The sequence below is a fragment of the Azospirillum sp. NS33 genome, from assembly GCF_059703765.1.
Window position 1 is genome coordinate 1 of the sequence record NZ_BAAKJB010000031.1, and the last position, 18,501, is coordinate 18,501.

Consider the following 18,501-nt stretch of genomic DNA (forward strand, 5'->3'; position numbering starts at 1 on the left):
GGCCGGCGGCCCCGTCGACTGGCGGTGCGGCGACGCCCTGGCGGCGCGCGACGTGGCCGCGGCGGCGGACGGCGTGGCGCTCATCGTCCACGCCGTGAACCCGCCGGGCTACCGGAACTGGGACACGCAGGTGCTGCCGATGCTCGACAACACCATCGCGGCGGCGCGCGCCGCCGGCGCCCGCATCCTGCTGCCCGGCACCGTCTACAACTACGGCCCCGACGCGTTTCCCGAAATCGCCGAGGACGCGCCGCAGAACCCGGCCACCCGCAAGGGGCGCATCCGCGTGGCGATGGAACGACGGCTGCGGGCAGCGGCCGACACCGGGGCCAAGGTGCTGGTGGTGCGGGCCGGCGACTTCTTCGGGCCGCGCCCCGGCAACAACTGGTTCTCCCAGGGCCTGGTCAGGGCCGGCCGGCCGGTCCGGTCGATCACCTGTCCCGGGCGCCGCGGCATCGGCCATCAATGGGCCTACCTGCCCGACGTCGCCGCGACGATGGTGGCGCTGGTGGAGCGCGGCGACGCCCTGGCCGACGTCGCCGCCTACCACATGGACGGCCACTGGGATGCGGACGGCACGGCCATGATCGCGGCGATCCGCCGCGCGGTCGGCAACCCCACCCTGCCGGTGCGCCGCTTCCCCTGGCGGCTGGTGGCCCTGGCGGCGCCGCTGGTGCCGCTGTTCCGCGAACTGTCGGAGATGCGCCACTTCTGGGAGCGGCCGGTTCGGCTCGCCAACGCCCACCTCGCCGCCACCCTCGGGGCGGAGCCGCACACCCCGCTGGACGCGGCGGTGCGCGCCACGCTGGTCGGCATCGGCTGCCTGCCCGACGGCGTCAGCCCGGCGCGGTGAGGCGGTCGACGCGGCGCAGGGCGGGGAAGCGCCAGGCCCACACCCCGGCCATGAGGATGGCGCCGACCCCGCCGGCCACCACCGCCGGGACGGCGCCGATCAGCACCGCGGCGGTCCCCGATTCGAACTCGCCGAGTTGGTTCGAGGCGCCGATGAAGAGCGAGGTCACGGCGCCGACCCGGCCGCGCATCGGGTCGGGGGTGGCGAGCTGGACCAGGGTCTGGCGCACGAACACGCTGACCTGGTCGGCCGCGCCCAGCGCCACCAGCGCGGCGAAGGACAGGACCGCGTCGCCGGACAGGCCGAAGAGGATGGTGGCCGCGCCGTAGGCCGCGACCGCACCGAGCATCCACCGCCCGGCGCGGCGCTCCACCCCCCAGCGGGCCAGCGCCACCGCCGTGAGCAGGGCGCCAATGGCCGGCGCGCTGCGCAGCAGCCCGAGGCCCCAGGGCCCGACGTGCAGGATGTCCCGGGCGAACACCGGCAGCAGCGCCGTCGCCCCGCCCAGCAGCACCGCGAACAGGTCGAGGGAGATGGCGCCGAGAATGGCGGGCCGGCTGCGGATGAAGCCGATGCCGGCCAGCAGGGTCGACCAGCTCATCGCCCGCGGCGGCAGTTCGACCCGGCGCGGGCGCAGGCGATGGACGAACAGCGCCGCCAGGGCCAGCAGCGCGGTCGCGGTGGCGTAGACCGCCGTCGGCCCGGCGATGTAGAGCAGCCCGCCCAGCGCCGGCCCGGCCACCGTCGCCGTCTGGTGGGCGGAGGAGAACCAGGCGACCGCCTTGGGCAGCTCCTCCGTCGGCACGGTGGCCGACAGCAGCGCCTGGTAGGACGGCCCCTCGAAGGCCTTGGCCGCGCCGAGGACGAAGACCACGGCGAAGATCAGCGGTGGCGTGATCGCCCCGCTCCAGGTCGCCACCCCCAGCGCCCCGACCGCCGCCAACGCCACGAGGAGGCAGGCGCGCAGCACCCGGCGCCGGTCGCGGCTGTCGACCACATGGCCGGCCGGCAGGGCCAGCATCAGGGTCGGCAGGAACTGGAACAGCCCGACCAGGCCGAGGTCCAGCGCATCGCCGGTGAGCGCGTAGACCTGCCAGCCCACCGCGACCACCTGCATCTGCACCGCCAGGGCGGTGGCGATGCGGGCGCCCCAGAACAGGGCGAAGGCGCGGTGGCGGAAGGCGGAGCGGCCGCGCCCCGGTGCGGCGGCGGCGGTGCGGGAGGCGGTGCGGGAGGCGGGATCGCCCGGATGGCTGGTCATGGCGCGGCACGGTGGCACGGCGGCGGCGGCCGCGCCAGATCGGGCGCGGCACCGCATGGCACCCCTGCGCCGGCCCCCTTTGTATCTCTCAGTTGCCAGCCGGCGCGGAGCCGGCGAGGCTCAGAACGCCTCCTGCTCGGCCTCCAGATAGGCGAGGCTGACGTATTTGCCGATGTTGCTGTCCCACCCCTTGGTCTCGGCGGCGCGGGACGCCACGCGGGGGTCGCGCAGCACCGCCTCCTTGGCCTCGCCCAGGGCAAGCCCGGCCTCGACCGCGGCGACGCAGGTCTCGTAGATCCCCTCGAACAGCGCGCGGTGCCAGGCCAGCACGCCGGGACCGGGCGCACCGTGGGCCGGCAGCCACACCGCGGTGTCGCTGTTGGCCTGCAGGGCGTCCAGGGCGGCGAAGGTGCCGCGGTAGGAGCCGTCCTCGATGTTGGCGATGCGGCGGTCCATCAGCACGTCGCCGACGCACATCACCCGGTCCTCCACCACCTCCACGCAGACGTCGCTGGGCGTGTGGGCGGTGCCGTACTGGTGCAGGCGCAGCCGCACGTCGCCCAGCGACAGCTCGTCGCCGTGGCCGATGTCGTGGTTGGGCGGCACGATCCGGGTGCCGATGGTCGCCTGGCTGGTCCACTTGACCATCGCCGCCTGCCAGGCGCTGCCCTCCGCCCCCTCGACCGCGGCGCGGGTGTGGGGGTGGGCGTGGCGCGGCAGGTCGGCGCCGAAGGCCCCGACGAAGGCGTGGTTCCCCAGCCAATGGTCGCCGTGGTAGTGGGTGTTGACGATGCCGACCACCGGCGCGTCGGTGACGGTGCGCAGCCGGCGGATCGCCATCTCGCCGATCTGCAGCGACGCCCCGGTGTCGACCACCATCACCCCCTTGGCGCCGACCACGAAGGTGATGTTCGCCATCATCCCCTGGTTGGCCGCGGTGGGAAATCCGTCGGGCGCCTGGATGACGAAGACGTGGGGGCTGACCCGGACGATCGGATGGTCGGGCACCGGCGGCCCCTTCAGGAAGGCGCCGACGTCGGCGGCCAGCGCGGCCATCGCCGGCCAGTCGAACAGACGGCCCACGGACGCCGCCAGGGGAGCCGCGGCGGCGGCGAGGGTGGCGCCGGTGAGGGCGCGGCGGCGGACCGGATGGCGCATGGCGGTGGTTCCCCTTCGGATCATTGGGCGGCGACCGCGGCGCCGGCCGTGTCCCGTCGGCGGGGCCGCTGGTCGACCAGGATGTCGGTGAGCACGGCGCCGATCCACATGGACCACAGCACCAGCCAGGCGGTCAGCACGAAGATCGACGCGCCGGAGACCCCGGCGCCCACGGCGCAGCCGCCGGCCAGCACGCTGCCGAACGCCATGAGGCAGCCGCCGAGCATGTAGCGGCGCATGCTGGAGCCGTCGTTGAAGCCCTCCAGCCGGAGCTCGCCGCCCAGCAGCCCGGCCGCGAAGGCGCCCAGCACCACGCCGGGGATCAGCCCGGTGTCGAAGCCCCATGTGGTGCCCGGCGGCGACAGCACCAGCATCAGGAAATCGGCGGAGGGCGCGGTGAAGCTCAGCGAATGGACGTTCACCGGCTCGAAGGCGGACGCGGCGGCGCGCCAGGTGAACCACCAGGCCGCGGCGACCGTGAGCCCGACGCCCACGCCGCCCAGGGCGGTCCGGGCGGACACCCGGTTGCGGCGTGCGATCACCACCCCCGCCACCAGCCACGCCACGGAGAACAGCAGCGCCCCGCCATGGCCGACCCCGGTCAGCGCCAGCAGGTCGCGCTGCCCGCCGGGGATCGTCCACAGGCCGTTGATGGCGGCGCGCGCCGGCGCCAGAACGCCGCCGGTCGCCGCCTGGGCCGCCACCGCGAAGACCAGGCCGGACAGCAGGGCCCGCAGGTTGCCGGTGGCCGACAGCACCAGCATGCGGCTGGCGCAGGCCCGCGTCAGGGTCATGCCGCAGCCGAACATCAGCCCGCCGATCACCGCCCCCGACAGGCTGCCGGCGTTGTTGAGCTGGCGCACCGTGCCGGTCTCGAACAGACCCGCCAGGATCAGCCCCTGGGTGGCGATCAGCGCGCTGGAGAAGGCCAGCAGCCACACCGCGAGGCGGTCGCCCAGGCGGCCGTGGGCGACCTCCAGGGTCGACGCCCGCAGGCAGAAGCGCGAGCGCTGCGCCAGGGCCCCGAACAGCGCGCCGATCAGCAGCCCGCCGAGCGCGAGGAAGTGCTCCTCCCCGAGGAGCTCCATGAGCCCGTCGAAGGTCATCGGCCGGTCCTTTCGCCCATGGCGCGGGAAACGGGCCCCACGCCGAACCGCGGATCAGGGTTTGATGTAGGCGTAGTGCTCTTGGGCCTGGAGTTGGGTGAGGCGGACCACCCCCGACCGCGTGAACTCGGCCTCCAGGACGAAGGCGTCCTTGCCCAGCTTGCGCCGGTCCATGGTGATCTCGCACACCTCGAACACCACGCCCCGGGCGCTGAGGTCGGCGATGAGCGGGCCGTAGGCGAGGTCGTTCTTGGCGTCCCCGGCGCCCACCAGCAGCAGGTCGATGCCGTCGGCGTGGGTCACCACCCGCACCTCGGTGTCCGGTGCGACGTCCAGGTGGTTGCGGATGTTGCGCAGCGCCTTGGTGCCCTGCTGGGCGGCGTCGTCGATGTGGTAGACCACCTTGTCCTGGGCCAGCGCCGGGGCGGCGGCGGCCAGCACGGCACCCAGCAGGCCGGCCCCCAGGGCGGCGGGCAGCAGGAGACGGGCGAGGCGGCGGGCGATGTCCATGTCGTGTCCTCCTGGTCAGGCCGCGAGGCCCGGGTTGCCGTCCATGCCCTTGAGGGTCGGCAGGTTCAGGTCGGGCGGGGCGACCGTCTTGCGCGCGCGCAGGTTGCGGGCGACCACCTCCCACACCGGTTCGCCGCCGGCGTCGCGGGCCTGCTCGGCCACCGGCGCCCAGCCCGCCACCTTGTAGGTCTTCGACGCCTCGACCGGCGCGCCGTCCAGCGTCATGTCGGCGATGCGGTGCCCCATGTCGGCGGCGGGATCGCAGGAGTAGGAGAGCCCGCCGACCCGCACCATGTCGCCACCCTGCTGGTAATAGGGGTCGGGGTTGAAGAGGTTGTCGCAGACGTCCTCCAGCACCGTCTTGATCTGCTCGCCGGTCATCTCCGTCACGGTGACGTAGGGATAGGTGATGGCGGTCTGGTCGAGCAGGTTCTCCATGGTGATCGGCTGGCCCGGCAGCAGGGTGGTGCCCCAGCGGAAGCCCGGCGAGAAGGCGATCTCGGCGTCCTGCTCGGCCATCAGGGCGTCGAGGATGAGCTGGTCGAAGCTGCCGTTGAAGTTGCCGCGGCGGTAGAGCAGCCCCTCGGTCACCGCCAGCACCTCGCCCAGCGTGTCCTCGTAGGGGGCGCGCACGCGGGTGATGAGGGCGTCCATCTCCGGGTCGGCGGGCAGCAGGTTGGCGAACACCGGCATCAGCGAATAGCGGAAGTCGGTGACCCGACCGCCGCTGACCTCCAGGTCCAGCACGCCCAGGAACTTGCCGTTGGAGCCGGCGTTGGTGACCAGCGTCTTGCCGCCGGGGTTGGCGACGATGGTGGGGGCGGGCATGCCGTCGTGGGTGTGGCCGCCGAGGATGGCGTCGATGCCGCTGACCCGCGACGCCATCTTCAGGTCGACGTCCATGCCGTTGTGGGAGATCACCACCACCACGGCGGCACCGGCGGCGCGGGCGTCGTCGACGGTGGCCTGCATCTCCTCCTCGCGGATGCCGAAGGTCCAGTCGGCCACCAGGTAGCGCGGGTTGGCAATCGGCGTGTATGGGAAGGCCTGGCCGACCACCGCCACCTTCACCCCGTTGACCGCGCGCATGGTGTAGGGCTTGAACACGTCGTCGCCGAAATCGGCGGTCTTGATGTTCTGCGCCACGATCTCGATGTGGCCGGCGAAGTCGGTCTGCGCCACCTCCTGCACCCGCTCCATGCCGTAGGTGCACTCCCAGTGCAGGGTCATGATGTCGACGCCCAGCAGCTTGGCCGCCTCCACCATGTCCTGCCCCTTCGTCCACAGCGCGGTGCCCGAGCCCTGCCAGGTGTCGCCGCCGTCCAGCAGCAGGGCGTCGGGGCGCGAGGCCCGCACCCGCTTGACCAGGGTGGCGAGGTGGGCGAAGCCGCCGACCTTGCCGTAGACCGGGGCCAGCCGCTCGAAGTCGAGGCAGGTGAAGGCGTGCGCCTGCGCCGTGCCGGCCTTGACGTCGAAGTGGTCGAGGAACTTGGCGCCCACCAGGTGCGGCGCCTGCCCGGTCATGCCGCCGATGCCGAGGTTGACGCTCGGCTCGCGGAAGTGGATCGGCTTGAGCTGGGCGTGGCAGTCGGTGATGTGGAGCAGCGACACGTTGCCGAAGGCCGGGGCGTCGTAGAACGAAGCCGCCGCGGTCTCCGCACGGGCCAGACCGGGCGGCAGGACCATGCCGGCGGCGCCGGCGGCGGTCAGGACGTGGAGAAACTCGCGACGGTTCATGTTACGGGCCCCGTTTCTGGCGTGCGGTCACTGGTTGACGGGTGATTGCGGGTCCAGCAGCAACGCCATCAGGTGCTGGATCTGCGTTTCGGAGAGGATGCCCATGTGACCGGCCCGCGGCATGTTCGAGCAGGCGTTGTTGGACTTGGCGTTGTAGATCTTGGCCCAGGTCGCCCGCAGCGATGCCTCGTCGGTGCCGCGGATCTTGCCGTAATTGTGCAGGCTCGGGCCGATCGTGCCGTGGGAGATCTCCTCGGCGGTGATCTGGTGGCAGTTGTAGCAGTTGCCGCCGTTGACCTGGTCGGCCTTGTCGGTCCAGGTGTTGCCGCGCCCGCTCTGGGCGATCTTCTCGCCCTCCTTCCAGTCGCCCATCCACGTGCCGTCGGTGGGCCACTTGACGGTGGCGAGGTTGGCCTTCTCGATCTGCTCGCGCTTGGCCGCGGCCTCGGGGCTCGCCGCCCGCTCGGGGTCGGAGCAGAAGGCCTGGGTCTCGTCCTGCTCCAGGCGGGCCAGGGTGGCGACGCCCTTGGCGCGGAAGCTGTCCTTCAGCATCGCCTCGAAGGCGGCGTCGCTGGCGGCCGGCCCCCACGAGGCGGTGCCGGCGGTGTCCTGGGCGGCGGCAGGGGCTGCGAGCGCCAGAAGGGCGGCGGCGAGATACGCGTACGGCTTCATCTCATGCCCCCCTTCAGCGCTTGATGCCGGGGGTCGCCATGACCGCCCCGTCGGATTTGGCCGCGATGTACATGGACAGCGCGATGGTCGCGTCGGAGGCGTAGACCGGCTCCGGGAAGCGCTGCTGGCGGAAGCAGTCGTTGAGGCGGTGCTGCATCGACCACATCTGGCCGTTGCTGACCCGGTAGGCCGGCCAGGTCGTCCAGCCCGCCGCGGCGCCGTCGTGGCTGGGGATGTAGGGAAGGTTCTGCATGCGGATGCGCGTGCCCTCCTGCCCGTGGCAGGTGGCGCACGAGAAGTCGTAGGGGCCGCCCTGGTAGAAGAACAGCCGCTCGCCCAGCTCGTACATCGCCTGTTCCTTGGGATGGCTGGGCTTGACGGCGACGGGGACGTCGCGCGACTGGCCGGAGACGTAGGCGGCGAGCGCCGACAGCTCCTCCTTGGGCGGGGCCCGGAACCCGGCGTCGATGTAGGGCTTGGGGTCCTTGCCCTGCAGCGTCTCCATGCAGGTCAGCAGGCGGGATTCCAGATCCTGCACCCGGTCGGTGTCGGCGAAGTGGCGCGGCAGCTGGGCGTAGGCGCCCTTCACGACGCCGGCGCCCAGCCCGAGGTCGCACTGCTCCAGCGACGCGTTCTTGGGACCCGAGGGCGTCACCCACAGCTCCTCGCCGCTCATCTCGTAGAGCTCGGCCGGGTTGCCGTCCAGCAACGCCTCGCGGTAGGCGTCGATGCTCTCCTGCACGTCCTGCGCGTGGGCGGCCGTCGCCGCGGCGGCCGCCGCGACGACCAGCGCCGCCAATCCGGTTTTCGTTCGGTCCATGTCCCCTCCCGAGGGCCAGTCGCTCTGTCTCTCTCGTTTTTTGTGCGGTCCGGACGCCGGCGGCGTCAGGTCACCTTCGCCTCGTCGGTGCGGGTGTCGCCCTTGTTGTCGACCCAGGTGATGGTGACCGTGTCGCCCGCCTTGCCGCCCTTGACCTTGAAGGCCATGTACGGGTTCTTGGACACCGACGGCCCCCACTGCGCCTGCAGCACGGTCTGGTCGCCCAGCTTGGCGGTGACCTCGTTGATGAACCAGGCGGGGATCACCGCGCCACTGGCGTCCTTGCGCTGCCCCGTCTCCATCTCGTGGTTCATCAGGACCTTGATCTCGGTCACGCCGTCCTTGCTGGCGGCGCGGATCTTCATCGGCTTGCCCATGTCGGTGCTCCTTTTCCTTGCCCCAGCCTCAGCCGCCGCAGCCGCCGAGCGTCACCTTGATTTCCTTGGCGGTGGCGTAGAACTTGCCGTCCGCCTTGACGATCACGTGGACCTTCGAGGTCTGGCCCATCTTGATGCGGGCGGTGACGTCGGGCAGCGTGTCGGGGCCGAGGTCGAAGGCTGCCGCCAGCATGCTCGGGTTCTTCTCGACCAGGATGGCGATCCGCTCGGTGTTGGGCAGCTTGCTGACCGCCTGGACCGGCACCACGGCGCCGTTCTCGGCGATGTCCGAGGCGATGATCTGCACGTCGCCGCTGTCCGCCGGCGCCCCGGCGCCCAGCGCCGCCAGGGCGTCCTCCATGGTCTTGGCCTCGAAGGCCGCCTTGTCCCAGTTGGCCAGCGCCACGCGCGGGAGAACGATCCCCGCCGCCGCCAGCGCCCCCAGGACCGTGAGCACCTGCCGGCGCTCCATGCGATGCTCTGTGATGGACATGTTACCTCCTCGATGGGTCATTTCGCCGGCGCGCCCGCCAGGATCCAGTCGACCAGCGCCTTCACGTCGTCGTCCTGCAGTTCGGTCTGCGGCGGCATGGGTACATCGCCCCACGCCCCTTCGCCACCCTCCTTCACCTTCACCACCAGATCCGCCTCCTGGTTCTTGCCACGGTATCGTTCGGCGATCTCACTGTAGCTCGGGCCAACGATCCGCGTATCGATTCCGTGGCAGGACAGGCATCCGGATTGTTCCGCCAGCTGGAACGCCGGCGACACCGCGGCCTCGGCCACGGCCCCGCCGCCGGCGCCGGGCTGGCCGCGCACCGGGCCGATCATCCGGTTCTGGGCGGCCAGGTCGCCGTGCGACCCGTCGGCGTGCTCCGGCAGGCTGGAGACGATGGTCGCGCCCGCCTTGCACGCGGTCATGCAGGGCGCCGCGGCGGTGTCCGGGGCGGCCGCGGCGTCGGCCAGGCCGGGGCCCGGCCACAGGGCGTGGGCGGTGGTCATGCCGTTGCGGTTGGGCATCATGCCCTGGACGTCGCGGATTGTCGCGTCGCTCAGGACGTAGTCCTCGGGCACGATCTCGGCGAGGTTCAGGAGGTAGGCCAGCACCGCGTAGACGTCGTCGTCGCTCAACGATTTCGGCGCGTTCCACGGCATCGCGCGGCGGATGTAGTCGTAGAGGGTGGACACCGTGGCCACCTTCATGAAGGTGGTGCGCTGGGGATAGTCGGTGCGCCTGAGGTTGGCGACGTGGCCCGCCGCCATGTCCTCGGCGGTGGTGCCGCCGACCAGCGGGGTGAAGACGCTGTTGCTCTCCCCGAACACGCCGTGGCAGCTCGCGCACTGGCCTTCCCAGACCTCCATGCCGCGCTCCACCGTGCCCGAGCCCGTGGGCAGCCCGGCGAAATCGGGGCCGACGTCGATGTCCCAGGCGGCGATCTCGGCCGGGGTGGCCGGGCGGCCGACGCTGGGAAGGGTGTCCGCCACGGCCCCCTGGGCCATCGCCAGGGCCGCCGCCAGGGCGGCCCATGCCAGGCCGCCCCGCAGGGCCGCCTTACAGGATCTGGACATTGCTCACATCCCCGCTCTCGGCGACCTGCCAGGACTGGATCGCGTTGTTGTGGTAGATCGACCGGGTGCCGCGCCGCTCGCGGAGCTGGCCGTAGCTGGGCTGGACGAAGCCGGTCTCGTCGGTGGCCCGCGACTGCAGCAGGGCGGGGCCGCCGTCCCACACCCACGGCACGCTGAACCGGGTCAGGCACTTCGACAGCACCGGCGTCTGCACGGTCGCCTCGACCCAGTTGACGCCGCCGTCGACCGACACGTCGACCCGGGTGACCCGGCCGCGCCCCGACCACGCCAGGCCGGTGACCGTGAACAGCCCCTTGTCCAGCAGGACCTGGCCGCCCGACGGGCTGGTGATGACCGACTTGCACTCCTGGATCGAGGTGTACTGGCGGTGCTGGCCGTCCGGCATCAGGTCGACGTAGTGGATGGCCTCGTCCTTGGCGGCGTAGGGCCGGTCGCCCACCTCGATGCGGCGCAGCCACTTGACCCACGACACCCCCTGGACCCCGGGCACCACCAGGCGCAGCGGGTAGCCGTTCTCCGGCCGCAGCATCTCGCCGTTCTGCCCGTAGGCGACCAGCACCTCGCCGGACAGCACCAGCGCCATCGGGATGGTCCGCGTCATGGAGGAGCCGTCGCCGCCCTCGGCCAGCACGAAGGTGCCCGCCGTCAGGTCGGCGCCGCAGTCCTCCAGCAGGGCGCGCAGCGGCACCCCGGTGAACTCGCTGCACGACAGCATGCCGTGGGTGTACTGGACGGTCGGCACCGCGGCGTTGCCCCACTCCATGCCGGTGTTGGCACCGCACTCGATGAAGTGCATGCGCGACACCGAGGGCAGCCGCATCAGGTCGTCGAGGGTGTAGACCTTGGGCCGCGCCACCAGCTCCGGCCGCGCGCCGTTGATCATGAAGCGGTGCCGGGTGGGGTCGATGTCGTGCCACCCCTGGTGGTGGCGCTCGAAATGCAGGCCGGAGGGGGTGATGATGCCGAACAGCCCCTGCAGCGGCGCGAAGGAGACGCTGGCGGCGGCGACCTGGGTCAGCCCCGGGCTCGGCCGCCGGGCCAGCGCGCTCTCGTGCTTGGACGGCAGCCCGTAGGGGCGGGCGGCGACGGGCTGGCCGAGGCTGCTGCCCCAGGGTGTGGGCTCCAGGATGTCGGGATCGCCGTCGGCCGCCAGGGCGCGCCCGCCGGTTCCGGGGACGGTGGCCGCCAGGGTGGCGGCGCCCGCCGCCAGGAAGCTGGTGCGCAGGAAATCCCGCCGTCCCTTGCTGACGAGCTGGATCTCGTCCGGGGTGAGGAAGTTCTCCGGCGCCCGCCGCAGGCGCCCGGAAGACAAGTCCGCAGCGGGTTCACGCCCTTCACCGCGGGGATTCGCGTCGCCCCTGGGCCGCAACATCGTCATCACCATCCTTATCCTGTCCGGTCCTGCCGACGAATATTCGAATAGGATGATGATACGGCCCACAAGCAATCGGCGCCATCGGGTGGAACCCGCGGGGCACCCAGGGAAAACCCTTGGTTTCATAGAACGTCGGTACTATCCGATGGATCCCCGACCGTTTTGCGCCGCGGCGGCGGCGGTCACACCAGGGACGCGAGGTCCGGCACCAGCATCATCCGGGCCAGTTCGGCGACGGAGCGGGCGCGCATCTTTTCCATGACCATCTGGCGGTGCCCCTCGACCGTCTTGACGGAGATCGAGAGCGCGGCCGCGATCTCCTTGTTCTGCTTGCCGTCGAGCACCAGGTCCAGCACCTCCCGCTCGCGCCGGCTGAGCTGGGCGAGGCGGGCCCGGACGGCCTCGCGGCCGGCGCTGCGCTCCAGGATCGCGCGGCACTTGCGGATGCAGCCGTTGATGACGTCGAGCAGCACCTGGTCCTTGTAGGGCTTCTCGATGAACTCCTCGGCACCGGCCTTCAGCGCCGCCACCGCCAGCGGCACGTCGCCGTGGCCGGTGACGATGACCACCGGGCGCTTGCAGCCACGCTCCTTGAGGAACCGCAGCAGCTCGATGCCGCTCATGCCGGGCATGCGGATGTCGATGAGCACGCAGCCCGGACGCAGCGGCGGCACCAGGAACGGGCAGGTCATGAACGCTTCGGCCGACGCGTAGGTCTCGCAGTCGATGCCGACCGAGGCCAGCAGATAGGCGACGGACGTGCGCATCGCCTCGTCGTCGTCGACCACCAGCACCAGGGGCGCGTCGGTCATGGCGTGACCTCCTCCTCTTCCGCCTCCGGAAGGACGAAGCGCACGGTCAGCCCGCCCTCCGGGTTGCCCGTTGCCTGGATGCGTCCGCCGTGCCGCTCGACGATGGTGCGGCAGATCGACAGACCGAGCCCAAGCCCGTCGGGCTTTGTCGTGTAGAACGGTTCGAACATGCGGGCCGCCGTCTCCTCGGACAGGCCGGGGCCGCCATCGCGCACCGCCACCTCCACCATACGCTCCGCCGCCGCGGTGCGCACGGATATCTCGCCGCCGCCCGCCTGGAGGGTGGCGTCCACCGCGTTCTGCAGGAGGTTCAGCAACACCTGCTGCAGCTCGACCTTGTCGGCCCGCACCGCGGGCAGGGACGGCGCGCAGCGGGTGCGGATCGTCACCGCCCGGGGCACCCCGGCGACACCGAACAGCGACAGGGTGTCCGTCACCACGGCGTTGACGTCGACCAGCGACCGCTGGGCGTCGCGGCGGCGCACGAACCCGCGCGTGCGCTGGATGATCGCGGTCGCCCGCTCCGCCTGCTCGGCGACGGCGCGGGCGCCCTGGCGCAGCCGGCCCAGGTCGGGCTGGGCGGTGTCGAGGATGCGGGCCATGCCATGGGCGAAGTTGGTGATGGCGCCGAGCGGCTGGTTGAGCTCGTGGGCGATGTTGCTGGCCATCTCGCCGACGATGCCGAGGCGGGACAGCTGGTCGCGCTCCTGGCGCAGGCGCAGCGCCGCCGCTTCGACCCGCTCGCGCTCGCCGATCTCGCGCTCCAGCTCGCGGGTGCGCCGCCGCACCAGCGCCTCCACCCGGGCGGCGTGGGCGCCCCACCACAGCGCCGCCACCATGACCGCGGCGAGCCAGTGCCAGTGGGCGCGCACCAGCTCCTCGAGGTCGGGGGCGGTGCGCGGGTAGGGGCCGATGTGCAGGGCGCGGAACAGCTCGTGGACCGCGGTGTAGTCCAGCGGCGCCGTCCAGCGTTTGCCGGCGGCCGGCGGCATGGTCAGCAGCGCCGCCGCGACCTGCCGCGCCAGGTCGCGCGGCGCGTGGGGCAGCCGGGCGAACGGCCAGTCGGGGTAGAGCCGCGACGACGCCCGGCAGGGCAGCTCGCCGGTGCGCCGTTCGTCCAGCACCGCGAAGGCGCCGGGCGCGACGCGCCCCTGGGCTTCCAGCTCCTCCAGCAGGCAGGCGCGCACGATCCCGGCGTCGGCGCGGCGGTCGCGCACCGCCTCGACCACGCGCTCCATGGGGAAGTCCAGCAGGATCAGCTCGGCGAGGTCGGAGAAGGGGTCGACGCCGGCCTCCGCCATCTCCCGCCAGGCGACCTGGAATCCGCCGAAGGCGTCGGTGTCGACCGCCGCCACCCGCGCCCCGTCCAGGTCCGCCAGGGTGGCGAGGTCGGGCCGGTCGGCGCGGCGGATCACCGCCGAGCCGATGGCGGCCATCGGCGTGCCCGCCAGCTCCGCCTCCAGGGTGGCGATCCGGGTCGCGGCGAAGCGCGCCTCCAGGGTCACGTAGCTGCCGGGATTGGTGATGACGAAATCGACGGCGCGGTCGGCCACCGCCAGCACCATGCCCGGCAGGTCCAGCGGGACCATGGCGAAGCGGTGGCCGGGCAGCGCGCGGTTGAGGTGGGCCAGCGTCGGCTCCCAGTCGCGGGCGGCCCGTTCCGACCCCTGGTAGGCGAGCACGCCGACGCGCACGTCGCCCGGGTCCGCCCGGGCGTCCGCCCCCCACGCCGCCACCGCCACCGCCACGCCCAGGAGCCACCGCATGGGACCAGCGTAGCGCGTGGCGGCCCGGCCGTCACCGGGCGCGCGACGGCACCGCCTGGATCAGCACGGCCAACACCGACACGCCGCCCGCCACCAGCGCCACCGCGGTCCAGCCCGCGGCCGCCCACACCTGCATCGCCGCCGCCGACCCGGCGGCGCCGCCCAGGAACATGGTTCCCATGAACAGCGTGTTGAGGCGGCCCCGCGCCTCGGGGCGCAGGGCGTAGACGATGTGCTGGTTCGACACCAGCGACGCCTGCACGGCGAAGTCCAGCACCAGCACGCCGACCACCAGCCCGGCAAGCCCGGGCCACAGCCCGAACACCAGCCACGCCGCGACGGTCAGGGCCGCACCGGCCATCACCATGCGCCGCGGGCCGTGCCGGTCGGCGACCCGGCCGGCCAGCGGGGCGGCGAGGATGCCGACCACGCCGATCACGCCGAACAGGCCGGCGGCGTCCGCGCCCATGCCCAGGTCCGGTTCGCGCAGGCGCAGCGCCAGCAGGGTCCAGAAGGCGCTGAAGGCGGCGAACAGCAGGGCCTGTGTCAGCGCCGCCCGGCGCAGCGCCGGAAAGGCCCGCCACAGCCCGGCCAGGGACGCCAGCGCCCGGCCGTAGCTCAAGCCCCCCGCCGCCGGGCTGCGCGGCAGCCGCAGCGCCATCCACCCGGCCATGGCGACGGCGACCGGCACGGCCAGCCAGAACATGGCGCGCCAGCCGGCGTGGCTGGCCACCGCTCCGGCCACCGTGCGGCTCAGCAGGATGCCGGCCAGCAGCCCCGCCATCACCGTGCCGACCACGGCGCCGCGCCGGTGCGGCGGGGCCAGATGAGCGGCGAACGGCACCACCTGCTGGGCCACGGTGCTGAACGCCCCGACCAACAGGGAGGCGCCGACGAGCGCCCCCGCCCCCGGGGCCAGGGCGGCCGCGGCCAGCGCGACGGCCAGCACCAGGAAGCTGGCGACCACCAGCGACCGCCGCTCCGCCAGGTCGGCCAGCGGCAGCAGCAGGAACAGGCCGGCGGCGTAGCCGAGCTGGGTGGCGGTGGGCACCAGGCTGACGCCGTGGCCGAGATCGTCACCGATCAGCCCCAGCATGGGTTGGTTGTAGTAGAGGTTGGCCACCGCCACCCCGGCCGCCGCGGCCATGGCCACGGTGAGACCCCGCCCCAGACCGCCCTCGCCGGCCGCCGGCCCGGCCCGCGGCACCGCTGCGGCCGCCACCGATGGTTCCGCCATGACCGTCACTCCCCCACGCGGTTGATGGCCATGACAGTGGATTGGATCTCGTCGCGTCGGTAGCCTGTCAATGTGATGTGTCGGCCTATCGGATTTCGATATGATCGATCTGGACGACGTGGCGGTGCTGGTGGAGGCGGTGTCGGCGGGCAGCCTGGCGGCGGCGGCCCGGCGCCTCGGCATCGCCCCGATGGCGGCGTCGCGGCGGCTGGCGGCGCTGGAGGCGGAGCTGGGCGTCCGGCTGGTTCACCGCACCACCCGGGCGCTGGCGCCGACCACCGCGGGGGAGGCGTTCCTGCCCCACGCGCGCGCCCTGCTGGACGGCGAGGCCGGGGCCCGGGCCGCCGTCCGGCCGGAATCGCTGGGGGCCTCGGGCCTGCTGCGGCTGACCACGTCCAGCGCCTTCGGCCGCAAGGTCGTGGCGCCGCTGCTGCCGCGTTTCCTGGCCGCCAACCCCGCCCTGAAGGTCGATCTGCTGGTGTCGGACACGCGGGTCGACATCGTCGCCGACGGGGTCGACCTCGCCATCCGCATCGGCCAGCCGCTCGACAACGGCCTGGTGGCCCGCCGCCTGGCCGACAGCCCCCGCCACCTCTACGCCGCCCCCTCCTACGTCGCCGCGCGCGGGCGCCCGGCGCGGCTGGCCGACCTCGCCGGACACGACTGCCTGACCGTCTCCGACGCCCCGCACTGGGACTTCCTGGTCGACGGCCGGACCACCCGGCGCCTCGTCGCCGGCCGGGTCAGCGTCACCAACATCGACATCCTGTGCGAGGCCTGCATCGGCGGGCTGGGCATCGGCTGTCTGGCCGCCTGGAACACCGCCGACGCCGTCGCCGCCGGGGATCTGGTGGCGCTGCCCTTGGCGGACGCCACGGTCACCCCCTTCGACATCTGGGCCATCACCCCGTCCGCCCGGTTCGTGCCGCCCAAGGCACGGCTGTTCATCGCCGCCCTTCACGAGGCCCTGGCGTCGCCGCGCTTCGCGCCCTGAGGTCAGGGCACCCCGGCCGAGGGCGGCGCGCCGAGATGCTTGGTCATGGTGCCGCGCGCCACCACGCGGCCCCGCGCTTCGCTGGTCACGGTAACCGTGACGAAGGCCAGGGTGAGGCCGCACGACACCACCTCGGCGTCGACCAGGACCCGGTCGCCGGGGCGCCCCGGGGCGATGTAGGACACGTGCAGGTCGGTGGTGACGCCGATCCGCCCGTAGCGGTCCGCCGTCACGATCGCCACGCTGCCGATGCCGTCGACGAGGGTGGCGACCGCCCCGCCATGGAGCTGGCCGAACGCGTTCAGCACCGCGTCGCCGACGGCCAGGCGGGCCCGGGCCCGCCCCGATCCGACCTCCACCAGGTCGAGCCCGTCGAGCGCCCGGTCGAAGCCGCCGGCCAGGATCGCGCGGGCGTCCTCCAGCCCCCGTGCGCCGGCGCCGGTCACAGCGCCACCACCCGGTGGACGGGAAAGGCGGCCGGGAAGGCGGCGTCGCGGGTGAGCCGGACCGGTTTGATCTGCGCGTCGTTGGCGCCGGCGGCGATGCGCCGGCGGCGCCATGCGTCGTACGCCCCCGGGCCGGCCGCCCACAGCACCGGCGGGCCAAGGCGCCGCGAGTGGCGTTTGGCCCGGTACTCGATGTTGCGGGCGCCCAGCTCCTCCTCGAAGGCCCGGAGCAGCGCGGCGAGCCGGTCGGGACCCGCGCCGCCTTCCCCCGATCCGCCGCCGGCCGGTTCGGCGAGCAGCACGTAGTGGGGGAACCCGTCGGTGCCCGGGCACAGGGTGTAGCCCTCCAGGGCCAGGCCGCACCGCACCGTGGCGGCGTCCATGGCCTGGACGACCTGCTCCTCCGTCAGCTTCTCCCCGGTCAGGGACGAGGTGGCGCCGCAACGGTGCAGGAACTCGACGACCGGGGTGCGGCCCGCGAAGCCGCGCACGCGGACAATGTCGCCGATGTTGTAACGGTAGAGCCCGGCGGTCGTGGTCAGCAGCACGGCGTAGCTGCGCCCCTCCTCCAGATCGCCCGCCAGCCGGACCGGCGGCGCCGGCCGGTCCAGGTCCGCCTCGTCCACGAACTCGAAGAAATGGAAGGGGGTCGCCAGCACCCCGCCGCTGAGGGTGTCGTCGACGGGAATGGCGATCACCCCCTCCGACGCCATCAGCAGGTAGTCGCGCTGCGGCACGGCACCCAGAAGCGGCTCGAGCAGGCGCAGGTAGGGCGCCTGCATGGGGCTGCGCCAGGAGATGACCAGCGACAGCCCCGGCCAGAGGGCGGTGGCCGGGGCCGGACCGTCCGGCCGCAGCAGGAGGTCACGCAGCCGCTCGGCGCGGGCGGGGTCGCCGCGGTACCGCTCCGCGAGGTCGCGCCGCACCGCCGGGTCGACCCGGATGTCGGGATCGAGGCCGCCCCGGGCGACGTCGTCGGCGAGGCGCCCGGCCGAGGCCGCGACCGTGCGCAGCAGCACCAGCAAGGTGCTCGGGTTGAGCGCCATCAGCAGCGACACCTCCTCCTCCAGGAGGATGCGGGCCACGGTGTAGTAGCGGTCGTCCGGGTCGGCGATGGCGGTCACCGCCCTGGGAACCGGCGAGCGCCCGCGCCGCTGCGCCGCCGCCCCCACCGCGTTCCAGTACGCCCCCTCGGAGGTGAGGGGCAGCCCGCAGCGCACGGTTCCGCCGCCGGCGCTGTCGGCGAAGTTGCCGACCACCCGGCCGGCGCCGGCGGCGGGATGGCGGCGGAACACCGCGTCCCAGTAGACGCCGAACGCCCGTGCCTTGTCGGCGATGAGGCTCGACGTCACCGGCACGGCCTTGGCGCTGCCCGTCGAGCCGCTGGTCGCGAAGAAGCGGCGCACCGGCTCCACCGTCAGCACCCCCGCCTCGCCGTCGGCGACTCGGGCGATGTCGGCCGCGAGGTCGGCGTGGGTGACGATGGGAAGGTTGCGCTGGAAGTCGCGCACCGTGCGGATGCCGGCGAAGCCGTGGCGGCGCCCGTAGGCGGACGCGGCGTTCGGCCCGACGATGCGGTCAAGGAGCAGCCGCTCCTGCAGGTCGTCCGGCCGGTCGAAGCCGGCCGCGAAGGATGCGGCGTCGCGCGCTGACGGCACGGTCGTCTCCCTCCTGATGGCGGATGCAGGCCGCGGTCACGCCGGTCCGCGGCCGGCCGGCCGGCAGGGTAGCCGGGAACACCCATACGTTCAACATTGCCGACAGACAATCGCGTAGATCCATCCTTC

General features: G+C 73.1%; 18 protein-coding genes. 2 read left to right on the forward strand and 16 right to left on the reverse strand.

Features of this window, described 5'->3' with window-relative positions; genetic code table 11:
• Positions 1–853: NAD-dependent epimerase/dehydratase family protein (locus AC6H2I_RS23085; protein WP_497503103.1), on the forward strand; the 853-nt coding region annotated here is incomplete at its 5' end.
• Here AC6H2I_RS23085 and AC6H2I_RS23090 read toward each other — a convergent pair.
• The 14 genes from AC6H2I_RS23090 to AC6H2I_RS23155 form a co-directional block, all read right to left on the reverse strand.
• On the reverse strand, positions 837–2,114 hold the full coding sequence (locus tag AC6H2I_RS23090; RefSeq protein WP_497503104.1) for an MFS transporter: 1,278 nt from the start codon (positions 2,112–2,114) through the stop codon (positions 837–839). The genes AC6H2I_RS23085 and AC6H2I_RS23090 overlap by 17 nt on opposite strands.
• 120 nt (positions 2,115–2,234) lie before the next feature.
• Positions 2,235–3,272: an MBL fold metallo-hydrolase gene (locus tag AC6H2I_RS23095; protein WP_497503105.1), complete on the reverse strand. Its 1,038-nt coding sequence runs from the start codon at positions 3,270–3,272 to the stop codon at positions 2,235–2,237.
• 20 nt (positions 3,273–3,292) lie between these two features.
• The gene (locus AC6H2I_RS23100; RefSeq protein ID WP_497503106.1) at positions 3,293–4,378 is read right to left on the reverse strand and encodes a YeeE/YedE family protein; all 1,086 of its coding nucleotides are present in this window, start codon (positions 4,376–4,378) and stop codon (positions 3,293–3,295) included.
• A gap of 54 nt (positions 4,379–4,432) precedes the next feature.
• On the reverse strand, positions 4,433–4,888 hold the full coding sequence (locus AC6H2I_RS23105) for a DsrE family protein (RefSeq protein ID WP_497503107.1): 456 nt from the start codon (positions 4,886–4,888) through the stop codon (positions 4,433–4,435).
• 15 nt (positions 4,889–4,903) lie between these two features.
• Positions 4,904–6,625 carry a thiosulfohydrolase SoxB gene (gene soxB, locus AC6H2I_RS23110; protein ID WP_497503108.1) on the reverse strand — a complete coding sequence of 574 codons (1,722 nt, stop codon included), beginning with the start codon at positions 6,623–6,625 and terminating at the stop codon, positions 4,904–4,906.
• 27 nt (positions 6,626–6,652) lie between these two features.
• A complete protein-coding gene (soxX, locus tag AC6H2I_RS23115; protein ID WP_497503109.1) occupies positions 6,653–7,297 on the reverse strand; it encodes a sulfur oxidation c-type cytochrome SoxX in 645 nt (214 codons plus the stop codon).
• A gap of 13 nt (positions 7,298–7,310) precedes the next feature.
• Positions 7,311–8,117, reverse strand: a complete 807-nt coding sequence (gene soxA, locus AC6H2I_RS23120; RefSeq protein WP_497503110.1) for a sulfur oxidation c-type cytochrome SoxA — start codon at positions 8,115–8,117, stop codon at positions 7,311–7,313.
• A 65-nt stretch (positions 8,118–8,182) separates the two neighbouring features.
• Positions 8,183–8,494: a thiosulfate oxidation carrier complex protein SoxZ gene (soxZ, locus tag AC6H2I_RS23125; RefSeq protein WP_497503111.1), complete on the reverse strand. Its 312-nt coding sequence runs from the start codon at positions 8,492–8,494 to the stop codon at positions 8,183–8,185.
• Between the two features lie 28 nt (positions 8,495–8,522).
• A complete protein-coding gene (gene soxY / locus AC6H2I_RS23130) occupies positions 8,523–8,987 on the reverse strand; it encodes a thiosulfate oxidation carrier protein SoxY (protein ID WP_497503112.1) in 465 nt (154 codons plus the stop codon).
• A gap of 17 nt (positions 8,988–9,004) precedes the next feature.
• The gene (locus tag AC6H2I_RS23135; RefSeq protein ID WP_497503113.1) at positions 9,005–10,063 is read right to left on the reverse strand and encodes a c-type cytochrome; all 1,059 of its coding nucleotides are present in this window, start codon (positions 10,061–10,063) and stop codon (positions 9,005–9,007) included.
• Positions 10,047–11,396 (reverse strand): sulfite dehydrogenase, encoded by a 1,350-nt coding sequence (soxC, locus tag AC6H2I_RS23140; protein WP_497503114.1) that lies wholly within the window; start codon positions 11,394–11,396, stop codon positions 10,047–10,049. Before soxC ends, AC6H2I_RS23135 begins: the two co-directional genes overlap by 17 nt.
• Positions 11,397–11,641: 245 nt before the next feature.
• Positions 11,642–12,271 carry a response regulator transcription factor gene (locus tag AC6H2I_RS23145; protein ID WP_497503115.1) on the reverse strand — a complete coding sequence of 210 codons (630 nt, stop codon included), beginning with the start codon at positions 12,269–12,271 and terminating at the stop codon, positions 11,642–11,644.
• The gene (locus AC6H2I_RS23150; protein ID WP_497503116.1) at positions 12,268–14,037 is read right to left on the reverse strand and encodes a sensor histidine kinase; all 1,770 of its coding nucleotides are present in this window, start codon (positions 14,035–14,037) and stop codon (positions 12,268–12,270) included. Before AC6H2I_RS23150 ends, AC6H2I_RS23145 begins: the two co-directional genes overlap by 4 nt.
• A 31-nt stretch (positions 14,038–14,068) precedes the next feature.
• Positions 14,069–15,274, reverse strand: coding sequence for an MFS transporter (locus AC6H2I_RS23155; RefSeq protein WP_497503117.1), 1,206 nt, complete (start codon positions 15,272–15,274; stop codon positions 14,069–14,071).
• Positions 15,275–15,374: 100 nt separating this feature from the next.
• On the opposite strand from AC6H2I_RS23155, the gene AC6H2I_RS23160 reads away from it, so the two are divergent.
• Positions 15,375–16,268 carry a LysR family transcriptional regulator gene (locus tag AC6H2I_RS23160; RefSeq protein WP_497503118.1) on the forward strand — a complete coding sequence of 298 codons (894 nt, stop codon included), beginning with the start codon at positions 15,375–15,377 and terminating at the stop codon, positions 16,266–16,268.
• Positions 16,269–16,270: 2 nt separating this feature from the next.
• On the opposite strand, the gene AC6H2I_RS23165 is transcribed toward AC6H2I_RS23160, so the two are convergent.
• Both AC6H2I_RS23165 and AC6H2I_RS23170 read right to left on the reverse strand, forming a co-directional pair.
• Positions 16,271–16,714: a PaaI family thioesterase gene (locus tag AC6H2I_RS23165; RefSeq protein ID WP_497503119.1), complete on the reverse strand. Its 444-nt coding sequence runs from the start codon at positions 16,712–16,714 to the stop codon at positions 16,271–16,273.
• A complete protein-coding gene (locus AC6H2I_RS23170) occupies positions 16,711–18,372 on the reverse strand; it encodes a GH3 auxin-responsive promoter family protein (protein WP_497503120.1) in 1,662 nt (553 codons plus the stop codon). The genes AC6H2I_RS23165 and AC6H2I_RS23170 overlap by 4 nt, the downstream gene beginning before the upstream one ends.
• Positions 18,373–18,501: the final 129 nt, after the last annotated feature.

Coding starts and splice junctions, on each gene's coding strand:
- soxY (WP_497503112.1), bottom strand. CDS start 8,987: ATGTCCATCACAGAGCATCGCATGGAGCGCCGGCAGGTGCTCACGGTC.
- soxX (WP_497503109.1), bottom strand. CDS start 7,297: ATGAAGCCGTACGCGTATCTCGCCGCCGCCCTTCTGGCGCTCGCAGCC.
- AC6H2I_RS23160 (WP_497503118.1), top strand. CDS start 15,375: ATGATCGATCTGGACGACGTGGCGGTGCTGGTGGAGGCGGTGTCGGCG.
- AC6H2I_RS23095 (WP_497503105.1), bottom strand. CDS start 3,272: ATGCGCCATCCGGTCCGCCGCCGCGCCCTCACCGGCGCCACCCTCGCC.
- soxB (WP_497503108.1), bottom strand. CDS start 6,625: ATGAACCGTCGCGAGTTTCTCCACGTCCTGACCGCCGCCGGCGCCGCC.
- soxA (WP_497503110.1), bottom strand. CDS start 8,117: ATGGACCGAACGAAAACCGGATTGGCGGCGCTGGTCGTCGCGGCGGCC.
- AC6H2I_RS23150 (WP_497503116.1), bottom strand. CDS start 14,037: ATGCGGTGGCTCCTGGGCGTGGCGGTGGCGGTGGCGGCGTGGGGGGCG.
- AC6H2I_RS23105 (WP_497503107.1), bottom strand. CDS start 4,888: ATGGACATCGCCCGCCGCCTCGCCCGTCTCCTGCTGCCCGCCGCCCTG.
- AC6H2I_RS23145 (WP_497503115.1), bottom strand. CDS start 12,271: ATGACCGACGCGCCCCTGGTGCTGGTGGTCGACGACGACGAGGCGATG.
- AC6H2I_RS23155 (WP_497503117.1), bottom strand. CDS start 15,274: ATGGCGGAACCATCGGTGGCGGCCGCAGCGGTGCCGCGGGCCGGGCCG.
- soxZ (WP_497503111.1), bottom strand. CDS start 8,494: ATGGGCAAGCCGATGAAGATCCGCGCCGCCAGCAAGGACGGCGTGACC.
- AC6H2I_RS23090 (WP_497503104.1), bottom strand. CDS start 2,114: ATGACCAGCCATCCGGGCGATCCCGCCTCCCGCACCGCCTCCCGCACC.
- AC6H2I_RS23135 (WP_497503113.1), bottom strand. CDS start 10,063: ATGTCCAGATCCTGTAAGGCGGCCCTGCGGGGCGGCCTGGCATGGGCC.
- AC6H2I_RS23100 (WP_497503106.1), bottom strand. CDS start 4,378: ATGACCTTCGACGGGCTCATGGAGCTCCTCGGGGAGGAGCACTTCCTC.